10 protein-coding genes are annotated in these 11,891 nt (G+C 73.3%); 7 read left to right on the top strand and 3 right to left on the bottom strand.

From position 1 onward, the window contains the following. Complete coding sequence (locus tag ACH54P_RS13285) at positions 1 to 783, top strand: SDR family oxidoreductase (RefSeq protein WP_489912684.1); 783 nt, start codon at positions 1 to 3, stop codon at positions 781 to 783. Between the two features lie 8 nt (positions 784 to 791). Then, the gene (locus ACH54P_RS13280) at positions 792 to 1,952 is read left to right on the top strand and encodes a sulfotransferase family protein (RefSeq protein ID WP_489912683.1); all 1,161 of its coding nucleotides are present in this window, start codon (positions 792 to 794) and stop codon (positions 1,950 to 1,952) included. Between the two features lie 5 nt (positions 1,953 to 1,957). Here the strand turns inward: ACH54P_RS13280 and ACH54P_RS13275 are convergent, their stop codons facing one another. Continuing rightward, positions 1,958 to 3,163, bottom strand: a complete 1,206-nt coding sequence (locus ACH54P_RS13275; RefSeq protein WP_489912682.1) for a glycosyltransferase — start codon at positions 3,161 to 3,163, stop codon at positions 1,958 to 1,960. 34 nt (positions 3,164 to 3,197) lie between these two features. Here ACH54P_RS13275 and ACH54P_RS13270 point away from each other — a divergent pair, with 34 nt between their 5' ends. Next, positions 3,198 to 3,824 (top strand): TetR/AcrR family transcriptional regulator, encoded by a 627-nt coding sequence (locus tag ACH54P_RS13270; RefSeq protein ID WP_489912681.1) that lies wholly within the window; start codon positions 3,198 to 3,200, stop codon positions 3,822 to 3,824. Positions 3,825 to 3,893: 69 nt separating this feature from the next. Here the strand turns inward: ACH54P_RS13270 and ACH54P_RS13265 are convergent, their stop codons facing one another. Beyond that, entirely contained in the window at positions 3,894 to 5,564 is a 1,671-nt protein-coding gene (locus ACH54P_RS13265) for a GGDEF domain-containing protein (RefSeq protein ID WP_489912680.1), read from the bottom strand. Between the two features lie 145 nt (positions 5,565 to 5,709). On the opposite strand from ACH54P_RS13265, the gene ACH54P_RS13260 reads away from it, so the two are divergent. Together ACH54P_RS13260 and ACH54P_RS13255 are read left to right on the top strand one after the other, a co-directional pair. After that, positions 5,710 to 6,057 (top strand): ArsR/SmtB family transcription factor, encoded by a 348-nt coding sequence (locus tag ACH54P_RS13260; protein WP_489912679.1) that lies wholly within the window; start codon positions 5,710 to 5,712, stop codon positions 6,055 to 6,057. Then, on the top strand, positions 6,054 to 6,692 hold the full coding sequence (locus tag ACH54P_RS13255; protein WP_489912678.1) for an SRPBCC family protein: 639 nt from the start codon (positions 6,054 to 6,056) through the stop codon (positions 6,690 to 6,692). The genes ACH54P_RS13260 and ACH54P_RS13255 overlap by 4 nt, the downstream gene beginning before the upstream one ends. Here ACH54P_RS13255 and ACH54P_RS13250 read toward each other — a convergent pair. Next, the gene (locus tag ACH54P_RS13250) at positions 6,689 to 7,066 is read right to left on the bottom strand and encodes a PASTA domain-containing protein (RefSeq protein ID WP_489912677.1); all 378 of its coding nucleotides are present in this window, start codon (positions 7,064 to 7,066) and stop codon (positions 6,689 to 6,691) included. The two genes, ACH54P_RS13255 and ACH54P_RS13250, sit on opposite strands and share 4 nt — an antisense overlap. Positions 7,067 to 7,125: 59 nt before the next feature. Here ACH54P_RS13250 and ACH54P_RS13245 point away from each other — a divergent pair, with 59 nt between their 5' ends. Together ACH54P_RS13245 and ACH54P_RS13240 are read left to right on the top strand one after the other, a co-directional pair. Continuing rightward, positions 7,126 to 8,697 (top strand): deoxyguanosinetriphosphate triphosphohydrolase family protein, encoded by a 1,572-nt coding sequence (locus ACH54P_RS13245; RefSeq protein ID WP_489912676.1) that lies wholly within the window; start codon positions 7,126 to 7,128, stop codon positions 8,695 to 8,697. A gap of 326 nt (positions 8,698 to 9,023) precedes the next feature. After that, positions 9,024 to 11,888, top strand: coding sequence for a S8 family serine peptidase (locus ACH54P_RS13240; protein WP_489912675.1), 2,865 nt, complete (start codon positions 9,024 to 9,026; stop codon positions 11,886 to 11,888). The last annotated feature ends 3 nt before the right edge of the window (positions 11,889 to 11,891 follow it).

Raw genomic sequence — 11,891 nt, 5'->3', positions numbered from 1 at the left:
ATGGAGAACCTGTTGCAGGGCAAGGTGGTCGTCGTCTCCGGGATCGGCCCGGGGCTCGGCCGGTCGATCGCGGTGCGCAGCGCCGTGGCCGGCGCGGACGTCGTGCTCGCCGCGCGCACCGAGTCGCGGCTGACCGAGGTCGCGAAGGAGGTCACCGATCTCGGGCGGCGCGCCGTCGCGGTCCGCACCGACATCGACGACGCGGACTCCGCCGCCAACCTGGTGAGCGCCGCGGTCGAGGCGTTCGGCCGGGTGGACACGGTGGTGCACAACGCGTTCGCCGTCCCGCCGCTGACCGATCTGGCCACAGTGGACCTCGACGCGGTCCGCGCCGGCTTCGAAACCGCGGCGATCTCCGTGCTCCGGCTGACCCGGGGATTCCTGCCCGCGCTCAAGGAGAGCAAGGGCTCGCTGGTGATGATCAACTCCGCGGTGCTGCGGCATTCGCGGCGGACGTTCGGCGCCTACAAGATGGCGAAGTCGGCGCTGCTGTCGCTGTCGCAGAGCCTCGCGAGCGAGCTCGGGCCGGACGGCGTGCGGGTCAACACCGTGGCGCCCGGGTACATCTGGGCGCCGAACCTCAAGTGGTACTTCGCCTACCTGGCCAAGGAACGCGGCATCACACCGGAAGACGTCTACGCCGAGACGGCGTCCACAATAGACCTGCGCAAGCTGCCCGAGCCCGACGAGATCGCCGACGCCGTGGTGTTCCTCGCCTCGCCGATGGCGCGTGCGATCACCGGGCAGTGCCTCGACGTCAACGGCGGCGAGTACCACCACTAGGAGGTTTCATGCGTCCCGGCCGGGAAGACGTCGGCACCGTCGAGGACCTGCACGCATCGGCCACCAAGCTCACCGGGCTCGACGACTTCGGCCCGGACGAGTACGTCGAAGGCCTGCGCGTGCTGCTGGAGTCGTACGAGGCCGACGAGGAGCTCACGCCGTTCGGCAACAAGGTGCACCGGGCGATGCTGCGCGGCGCGCTCGTGGCCCGGCTGCTCAGCGAAGCGTCCTGGAAGCAGAATCCGGCGTACGCGGACGTCCCCGTGGATCGGCCGATCTTCGTCACCGGCCTGCCTCGCACCGGCACGACCGCGCTGCACCGGCTGCTGGCCGAGGACCCCGCGCACCAAGGCCTCGAGGTGTGGCTCGCCGAGGTCCCGCAGCCGCGGCCGCCGCGGGAGACGTGGGCGGACAACCCGATCTTCCAGGGCATCCAGGCCGGCTACGAGCGCCACCACGTCGAGCACCCGGAGTTCATGGGCGTGCACCACATGTCCGCCGACCAGGTGGAGGAGTGCTGGCAGCTGCTGCGGCAGTCGATGCGGTCGGTGTCGTTCGAGTGCCTCGCGCACCTGCCGCGCTATTCGCGCTGGCTGGCCAAGCAGGACTGGACGGACGCCTACGCCCGGCACCGGCGCAACCTGCAGCTGATCGGGCTGCCGGACGCGGGCAAGCGGTGGGTGCTGAAGAACCCGAGCCACCTCTTCGCGCTGGACGCGCTCATGGCGGTGTATCCGGACGCGCTGGTGATCCAGACGCACCGGGCCCCGCGGACGATCATGGCGTCGATGTGCAGCCTGGCCGAGAAGGCCGCGGACGGCTGGTCGTCGAAGTTCCGCGGCGAGGTGATCGGCCGTGGGCAGCTCGACCTGTGGGCTCGCGGCGCCGACGAGTTCCGGTCGGCCCGGGCCCGCTACGACGCGGCGCAGTTCTGCGATGTGGCGTACGAGGACTTCGTCGCCGACCCGATCGGCACGGTGTCCACTGTGTACGACCACTTCGGACTTACGTGCACCCCCGAAGCGCGAGCGGCGATGACGGCGGTCCACGAGGCGAGCCGGACGGGCGAGCGGAAACCCGTGCACCGCTACAGCCTGCAGGACTTCGGCCTGACGCCCGAGGAGGTCGACGAGCGGTTCGCGGGCTACCGCGCGGCGTACGGTTCGTAACCCGCTCAGCTCGTGGTGATCAGCTTGACCACCTCGTCCATCGCCGGTCCGGCGGCGATCTCGGCCGCCAGCTCCCGCGCCCGGTCCCGGTAGCGCGGCTCGGTCACCACGGCGTGGACCGCGCGCCGCAGCATCCGGGGCGAGGCCGAGGCGCGGGCGTGGCCGATCCCGGCTCCGGACCAGGTGACGCGGGCCGCCACCTCGCGCTTGTCCTCGCTCGCCCCGACCACGACCAGTGGCACCCCGTAGCGGAGGGCGTGGTTGACGCCGCCGTACCCGCCGTTGCTGACCATCGCGGCGCAGCGGGGGAGCAGCTCGTCGTAGGGCAGGAAGTCGGCCACCCGGACGTTGGCCGGCAGCGGGCCGGGCCGCAGCCGGGTGCCGCACGTCGTCGCGACGACCAGCACGTCTTCGGCGGCCAGCGCGGCGATCGTGGGTTCGACGAGCCGACCCAGGTCGTCGTTCGCCACCGTTCCCTGCGTCACGTGCACCACCGGCCGGGTGCCGTCGAGGTCGTCCCACCACGGCGGCAGCGGGTGCTCGCTCGCCGCGCTGACCGTCGTCGGGCCGATGAAGTGCAGCGGCGCCCCGGGGCGCGGGTACTCGAAGCCCGGGCAGGTCATCTGCAGCACGCCGTCGCTGTGCAGCGGCCAGTCCGCGAACAGCATGCCGGGGTCGGCGCCCAGGAGGTCTCCGGCCAGGTCCTGCGCCGGCCGGAGCACCCACGGCGCGAGCGTCTTGAGGACCGCGCCGCGCAGGCGGTCGGCCGGGGTCTTCGGCGGCGGGGCGCTCGGCACCGGCGGCATGAACGGCAGGAACCCCAGCACCAGCACGCGGGGCCGGTGCTCGCGCCGCACCAGCGCCAGGCCCGCCATGAAGAGCGGGTCGCACAGCACGACGTCGACGTCGGTGTCCATCACGCTGAGCTGGGCGGGCATCGCGCGGACGAAGTGGGTCAGCTCGAAGCGGGCGAGCTTCAGGCCGCTCAGCCCCTGCCGGCCCGGGATGGTGCCGTCGAGGTCGGTCTCGTCGAAGTCGGCTTCGGGCGGCAGCACGCGCACCCCGGCGCCCAGTTCCTCGAACTTCCGCCGGTAGCGCGCCCCGGTGACGACGGTGACGTCGTGCCCGGCCGCGAGCAGCGCTTCGACGATCGGCCGGGTCGGCCCGACGTGGCCGCGGGCGGGCTGGACGCAGACGAGTACCCGGGTCATGGCGACCCCCTCAATTGGACGATACGTTGTACTGGTGAACATACCGGATCCGGAGGGCGCGCGGCGCCGTTACGAGTCGCCGGTGCGCGAGGCCCGCGCCCGGCGCACCCGGGCGCACGTGGTGGCGACGGCGGGACGGCTGTTCGCCGAGCGGGGTTACGCGGGCACGAGCATGCGGCAGATCGCCGCCGCGGCCGGGGTGAGCCTGGAGACCGTGACGCAGACGGGCCGCAAGGCGGACCTGCTCCTCGCCGCGTTCCGCGACGGCTTCACGGGCGATCCGGACGCGGTGAACCTGGAGGGGGTGGTGGGTGCGGCCGAGCTGGACGACCTCCCGGAGGTGGTCTCGCGGGTCGCGGCGGGGGTGCGCGGGTCGTTGCCGATCTGGCGCGCGTTCACCACCGCGGCGGCGGCCGACCCGGCGGTGGCGGCGGTCCGCGCGGAGCTGGCGGTGCTCCGCCGCGAGGAGATCGCCGCGCGCTTGGAGGCGGCGGGCTTGACCCCGCCGGACGGCGACCCCGGCCGCCTCGCGGACGCGATCGGGCTGCTGATGTCCCACGAGGCTTACGACCACCTGACGGCGGTCTGCGGCTGGTCGCACGAGGACTACGTGGCTTGGGCGGCGGAGGCCGTTCAGGCGCAGCTCACGCTGGGCCGGTAGGGGCCAACCGGCGGCCGCCTGCGGTCGGGCGCACGAGGATTACGCGGGCGGCCGGCTTCGCCGGCGGGACTAACCGGCGGCCGCCTGCAAGCCGCGGGTGCCGATGCCGCGCAGGACCTCCACGCGGTCCGAGCCCGGGCGGCCCAGCACCCAGCTCGACCCGGGCACCGCTTTCGCGCGCTTCTTCAGCGGTGCCAGCAGCCGGGAAACCTCCTGGTACGAGCGGATCGCGTCGCTCGCGCAGACCAGCGTCGCCAGGGACACCGTCACCGGCATGCCGTCCGCGGACCAGTGGCGGTCCAGCAGGGCGCCCGCCACCGTGGCGATCTCGTCGACGTCGCAGACGACCAGGAAGTCGTCGCCGCCGACGTGGCTGACCCGCATCCGGCGCAGCTGCCCGGCCAGCTCGGTCAGCGCTCCGCCCAGCTCGCGGATCAGGTTGTCGCCCGCCGCGAAGCCGGCCGTGTCGTTCACCGTCTTGAACGCGTCGATGTCCAGCCACGCGGCGACGAACGGCTCGCCGATCGTGATCCGGCGGGCGACGTCGCGGGCGACCGTGTCGCTGCCCGGCAGCCGGGTCAGCGGGTTGAGTGCCGCCGCAGCCTCGACCTTCGCCTCGGCCACGCCGCGCACCACCTCGGTCACCAGCACCACGCCGAGGCAGCGGCCCACCTCGTCGACCACGACGACGTCGTCGCCGGTGCGGCCCCAGTCGGCGTCGGTGACCAGCTCGAGGAACTCCATCGCGCCGGCGCGGGCTTCGATCGTGTGCGGGGTGTCGGCGAGCCGGGCCGCCGGGCGCTTCGCGTGCAGCGCGTGGCCGTACGGGCCGGTGACGGCGACCAGGAACCGCGTCCGGTCGACCGACCAGCGCGGCCGGTTCAGCTCGTCCACCCCGACCACGCCCGAAGGCGCGTCGGCCGCCGCGAGGACTTCGCGGACTTCGTCGCACGTCGCGGTTTCCGGCAACGTCGTGGCCGGGCGGAGGAAGTCGCCGACGCAGGGCGCCACGGCCTGCGTGGCCGCGGCGCGCCCGCGGGTGAGCAGCGCCGGAGCCGGCCCGGCGGCGGTCGGCGGCGCCAGGAGGTTGCCCTGGGCGATCCGGACGCCGAGGCCGCGGACGGCGTCGAGCTGGGCGTCGGTCTCCAGCCCGGTCGCGACCAGCCGCGTGCCGGTGCGGTTCGTGAAGTGCAGCAGTGCCTCGACGACGGCGACCGCGCCCTGGTCGTCCGGCAGCCCGCGCAGCACCGTGCGGTCGAGCTTGACCAGGTCGACCGGCGCCTCGGCGAGCAGGCCCAGCGGCAGGTCGCCGCGGCCGAGGCCGTCGAGCGCGAGCCGGAAGCCGAGCTCGGTGAGCGCCCGCATCCCGGCGAGGGCGCGGTCGGCGGGCAGCGGCGCGAACGGCGGCCCGATTTCGAGCACGACGTCGCGGGTGCGGCGCCCGGCGTCGCCGAGCTCGGCCAGGAGGTCGTCGAACATCGCCGTCGGCGCGGCGAGCGTGCGGGCGGAGAGGTTCAGGTGCAGCGGCAGCGCCGTGGGGTTCTCCGCGTCCTGCCGGACGGCGGCGACGGCGAGCCCGAGGTCGGCCTCGGCGAGCCGGCCTTCGCGGCGGGCCTGTGCGAGCAGCTCGGGGACGGTTCCGTGGCCCGGCCTGGCCAGCGCTTCGTGAGCCACGACGCCACCGGTGTGGAGGCTGTACAGCGGCTGGAAGGCGAAGCGGACCGCGCGTGGCGACTTCACGCCCCGATCGTCGCCGGTCGCCCGGGGAAACGAAACCGATGTCGACTGATGTTCACCCCCGTTACCCACATCGGAGTAACGCAGCGTGACGCCCGCCACTTGTTCAGCCTTGACTTATATAAGCACGACCTTGTAGCTTGGCCGGGTGCACGCCTTCGACGTCCTCGGCGACCCGGTCCGCCGCCGGATCCTCGAGCTGCTCGCCGACGGCGAGCGGGCCGCCGGCGCGGTGACCGAGGTGATCCGGGCCGAGTTCGGCATCTCGCAGCCCGCGGTGTCCCAGCACCTGAAAGTGCTGCGCGACAACGGCTTCGCGGTCGTCCGCCAGGACGGGACGCGGCGGCTGTACGCGGTCGGGCACGCCCCGCTGCGGGACGTCGACGTCTGGCTCGACCGGTTCCGCCGGTACTGGACCCCGCCGCTGGACGCACTGGCCACCGAAATCGCCCGCGGCAAGCGAGAGCGCCGCCTCACCGAAGGAGAAAACCCGTGATCGACGTCCACCACCAGATCAGCGCCGTCCGCCGTCAGGTCGGCCGTCGCGTGCTCGACGCGGGGGAGGCGCGCGTCATGACCATCAGCCAGGTCTACGAAACCGACGTCGACGACATGTGGGACGCGTGCACGAACGCCGAGCGGATCCCGCGGTGGTTCCTGCCGGTGTCCGGCGACCTGCGGGTCGGCGGGAGGTACCAGCTGCAGGGCAACGCGGGCGGCACCGTCGAGCGCTGCGACCCGCCGAAGAGCTTCGCCGCGACGTGGGAGTTCAACGGCGGCGTCAGCTGGATCGAGGTCCGGCTGACCCCGGAGGGCGAGGGCACGCGGTTCGAGCTGGAGCACGTCGCCCACGTCGACAACCACTGGGAGCAGTTCGGCCCCGGCGCGGTCGGCATCGGCTGGGACATGGCGCTGACCGCCCTGGTCCGCCACCTGGCCGCCGACCCGGCGTACGTCGTCGACCCGGAGGAGGCGATGGCCTGGATGGCGTCCCCGGAAGGCGTCGAGTTCGTGACGGCGGCGGGCGAAGCCTGGTACGAGGCGCACGTCGCCTCCGGGGAGGCCGAGGCCGTCGCCCGCGCGCAGGCGGACCGCTGCCGCGCCGCGTACACCGGGCAGCCGGAGGCCTAGCGGTCGTCGTACTTGATCGCCGTCAGGGTGATCACCGCGTCGGCCGGGACCTCGGTGCCCGCCGCCGGGTCCTGGCCCGTCTGCACCCAGTTGCGGTCGAGGACCAGGGCCCGGCCCTGGCCGGTGCCGTCGACCTCGCGCAGGTTGTAGAGCCCGGCCCGCTGCATCGTGTCCTGGGCGTCCTGGTGGTTCATCCCGGACACGTCCGGGACCTTGATCAGCTTCGCCTCGGCGGACGTCGAAGCCCTCGTGGAAGCCCCCGTCGAAGTCAGCGTCGACGTCGAGGTCGTCGTGCCGGAATCGCCGGGCGGGCCGCCGCAGGCGGCCAGGGCGAGGGCGAGTACCGCGAGGGTCGTGACCGTCGGTCGGGACATACCTGGGGGTACCCACGCGCCTGTCTGCCGATCGGGTGAAGCCGGATAAGGTCGGGCGCATGGATCAGGGCAGCGAGCACACCGACCCGCGGGCGGCCCGGCGCGACCCCGTGGCGAACGTCGGCGGGTTCACCGACCTGGCGACCAGCCCCTTCCGGATCGACCGCGACCGGATCGCCGCGTCCCCGTTCTTCGCGCGGCTCGGCGGGGTGACGCAGGTGGTCAGCGCCGGCGGCGCCGGGCTGCTGCACAACCGGCTCACCCACAGCCTGAAGGTCGCACAGGTCGCCCGCGCGATCGCCGAGCGGGTCACCACCGGGAACGACGCCCTCCTCGTCGACAAGCTGGGCGGCTGCGACCCCGACGTCGCCGAGGCGGCCGCGCTCGCCCACGACCTCGGGCACCCGCCGTTCGGGCACCTCGGGGAGCAGACGCTCGACCGCATCGCCCGGCACCGCTTCGGCCTCGCCGACGGCTTCGAGGGCAACGCGCAGACGTTCCGCATCATCACCACGACCGACGTGCGCGGGCCGTCGGCGATCGGGCTCGACCTCACCACGGCCGTGCGCGCGGCGGTGCTGAAGTACCCGTGGCTGCGGCTGCACCACCCCGCGCCGCACCCGTCCGCGATGGCCGTGCCGCCGCGCGGGGCGGGCGAGCCGGGCGATCTGCCGGGCACCGGCGCGGGCAAGTTTTCCGCCTACGCCACCGAACTCGACGACTTCGAGCAGGCGCGCGCGGCGTTCGCGGGCCGCGTCGAAGGCTGGCAGCAGACCGTCGAAGCGTCCGTGATGGACACCGCCGACGACATCGCCTACGCCATCCACGACCTGCAGGACTTCCACCGCATCGGGGTGCTGCAGCACGCGCCGGTGGCGGCGGAGCTGGGGGAGTGGCTCGAGCACGCCGGCGAGCTCGCCGCGCTGGACGACGAGACGCTGCACGCGGGCCTGCGCCGCCCGGGCCGCTCGCTGGAACGCCTGCGCCGCCGCATGCACGCCAAGGACGCGTGGATCGTCGACGACGACGCGTTCGCCGCGGCGGTCGCGCGGGTGCGCGCGGAGCTGGTCGACGGCCTCCTCGCGGGCGAGTTCGACGGCTCGATCGAGGCGGAACAGGCGACGGCGGCGTTCTCGGCGAACTGGACGGCCCGGCTGGTCGACGGCGTGTTCGTGCTGCCGTCACCGTCCACCCGCAGCGGCCACGTCTCGCTGCGCCCGGCCCAGTGGCACGAGGTCCAGGTGCTCAAGTTCGTGCACCGCCGGTTCGTGCTGCTGCGCCCCGACCTGGCGCTGCACCAGCGAGGACAGGCGGGGGTGGTGTCGAGCCTGGTCGACGCGCTCGACGCGTGGCTGCTCGACCGCGACGAGGTTTCGCGGCTGCCCCGGCGCCTGCACGACCTGGTGGAGCTGGCCCGCGCGGAGTATTCGGAGCTGGCGCGCTCGGCGCCGGAGCTGCTCGTCGGGGCGACGGGGGAGCCCGTGACGGGGGCGGACGCGGTGCGCGGTCTGGCCCGGGGGCGGGCGGTGGTGGACTTCGTGGCGTCGTTGACGGACAAGCAGGCGGTGACGCTGTTGGACGCGCTGTCGGGGCGGGCCGCGCAGCCGTGGTCGGACTCGTTCGTCCTCTGACGACAGCTCTTCGGGCCGTAACGAATTCCGCGACCCCGGACACCCGTTGCACAGCCCAGGGCGACCGGCCGCGGCCCGGCGCCCGTTGTCCGGCCGTTGTCCGGTGATCGGCACCCCGCTGCGCTGAACGGCCTACACCATCCGGCCCCTTCGGGAAATTATCTGTCCTTTGTCACTCGAACGGCTGATGTTTACGGAGAACACCCGGTACTTAGCTGGATCCAGCCGGTGATCACCGGCGGTCGGTCAGCGTGAGTCGGGGCACGCGCCTGGAGATTCGGAGGGCGCACGTGCGTCGTACCCGTTCCACGAGATCGAGATCCACAGTGCTCACAGCCGGGGCGGCGGCACTGCTCGCCGCGCTCGGCCTGGTGTCCCCGCCCGTCGCGGGGGCCGCCCCCGCGTCCACACCGGACGCCTTCACCGAAGTCGCCCAGCAGCAGATCGCCGCCCTGCAGGCGGTCAAGGCCGGGCGCACCGCCGCCGAGTCCAAAGTGGACAGCAAGCTGCTGGTCGCCGAGAAGGGCCTGGGGAAGCAGCTGAACGCCCTCCAGCCCGGGGTCGCGCCGGGCGGCACCGTCCTGGTCGACATCCGCGCGAGCAAGGTCTCGCCGGACCTCATCGCCGGGCTCACCAAGGCCGGGGCGGGCATCCGCGCGGTGTCCGACCGGTACGGCAGCGTCCGGGCCGAAGTGCCGCTGGCCAAGGTCAGCGAGATCGCCGCGCGCGGCGACGTCCAGCGCGTGGAGCAGGCCGACCAGGCCATGACCGCCCGCGAGCTGGCCACGCCCGCCACGACGCCGGGCAAGACCGAAACCAAGCAGCAGAAGGCCGACCGCATCGCCGGGGAGCTCCAGAAAGCGCTCGCGAGCAAGTCCCAGCGCAGCGCCGCCGCGGCCGCCACGCTGACCAGCGAAGGCGACCGCGCGCACAACGCCGACCTCGCCCGCCAGCAGTTCGGCGTCACCGGCGTCGGCGTCAAGGCGTGCGCGCTGTCCGACGGCGTCGACTCCCTCGCCGCCTCGCAGGCCAAGGGCGAGCTGCCGGCCGTCGACGTCATCGCCGGTCAGGAGGGCGACGGCGACGAGGGCACCGCGATGCTCGAGATCATCCACGACCTCGCGCCCCACGCCGCGCTCGGCTTCGCGTCGGCGTTCAACTCCGACGCCAGCTTCGCGGACAACATCCGCAAGCTCCGCTTCGAGTCGCACTGCGACGTCATCGTCGACGACGTCATCTACTTCAAGGAATCCCCGTTCCAGGACTGGATCATCGCCCAGGCCGTGAACGACGTGACCGCGGACGGCGCGCTGTACTTCTCGTCGGCGGGCAACGAGGGCAACGTCGCCAGCGGCACCGCCGGGCACTGGGAGGGCGACTTCGTCGACTCCGGCAAGTCGGTCGGCAAGTTCGCCGGGGTCGCGCACAACTTCGCCGGCGCGGCGGGCAACCAGATCTACGAGCCGATCTCGAACGCGTCCTCGGCCGGCGTCCCGGTGACGCTGCACTGGTCGGACCCGACCGGGCACTCGGCCAACGACTACGACCTCTACCTGCTCAACTCCGCGGGCGCGGTGGTCAGCTTCAGCCAGAACGTCCAGGACGGCACGCAGGACCCGTACGAGATCCTGCAGACGCCCGCGTTCGGCGGCACCGGCCTGCGCCTGGCCGTCGTGAAGTTCTCGGGCGAGAACCGCTACCTGTCGCTGTCCGCGCTGCGCGGCCGGTTCTCCGACTCGGCGGACGGCCTCAAGGCCTACAACACCCCGGGCGTGACGGTCGGCCACTCGGCCGCGCGGGACGCCTTCAGCGTCGCGGCGGCCCCGGCGGCCAAGGCGTTCGGCCGGCTGCTCGAGCCGGGTGACCCGGCCAACCCGGCCGGCCCGTACCCGGGCGCGTTCAGCGGTGCCACCAAGGCCGAGCGGTTCACCTCCGACGGCCCGCGCCGCGTGTTCTACGAGGCCGACGGCACGCCGATCACCCCGGGCAACGTGTCCTCGACCGGCGGCGAGGTCCGGAACAAGCCGGAGATCACCGCCGCCGACGGCGTCACGACCAGCGTGAGCGGGTTCAACCCGTTCTTCGGCACCTCGGCCGCCGCGCCGCACGCCGCCGCGATCGCCGCGCTCGTGCTGTCCGGCAACCCGGGCCTGCCGCCCGCGGAGGTGCGGGAAGCGCTGATCAACACCGCGATCGACATCGAGACCCCGGGTCGCGACAACTTCACCGGGGCCGGCGTCATCCTCGCGGACAAGGTGCTGGCCTACACCGGCGCCAGCCCGCAGCCCCTCGCGGTGGCCCAGCAGCCGACGGTCACCCCGGCCGACGGCGGCTCGGCGCTCGACCCGGGCGACACCGCCAAGGTGACCCTGCCGGTGACCAACGACGGCGACGGCGCCGCGGTGTCCACCAGCGTCGTGCTCACCAGCCCGACCCCGGGGGTCACGGTCGCGCCGCGGTCCAAGTCCTACGGCACCATCAGCCCGGGACAGACCGGCGTGAACGACTTCACCATCACCGTCCCGGCGAGCCAGCAGCTCGGCGTGCCGGTGGTGCTGAACGCCCGCGTGACGTTCGCCGGCGCGCACTCGCCGACGACGTCGACGTTCTCGCTGCCGGTCGGCACCCCGTCGCCGGTGGCGCAGGACTTCGCCTACTCCGGCGCGCCGGTGGCGATCCCGGACAACAGCCCGGTCGGCGCGTCGGTGACCATCCCGGTCACCGGGGTCGGCCGCGCGTCCAAGGTGACGTTCTCCGTGGACGGCACCACGTGCAGCACCGACCCGAACTCGACGACGGTGGGCCTGAACCACTCCTACGTCGGTGACCTGGTCGGCACGCTGACCTCGCCTTCGGGCGCGAAGGCGACGGTGTTCCAGCGCAACGGCAGCTCGGGCAAGAACCTGTGCCAGGTCGTCTTCGCCGACAACGCCGCGGCCGCGTTCAGCACGGTGACCTCGGCCAACGCGCCGTTCACCGGGACGTGGCGGCCGACGCAGGCCCTGACCGGCCTGACCGGCGCCGCCGTGGACGGCACCTGGACGTTCGGGGTGGTCGACGCGGCCGGCGGCGACGCCGGGTCGATCCGGTCGGTCGCCCTGCACATCAACGGGTTCGTCCAGCCCCCGGCGGCCGGCGCGCCGTCGAACGTGCGGGGCGTGACGAACAACGGTCCGGTCCACCCGCTGTGATCC

Source organism: Amycolatopsis sp. N2S4-7 (genome assembly GCF_058119595.1).
Note: the sequence above shows the minus strand (reverse complement) of the source record. Positions and strands in the feature narration are given on the sequence as shown.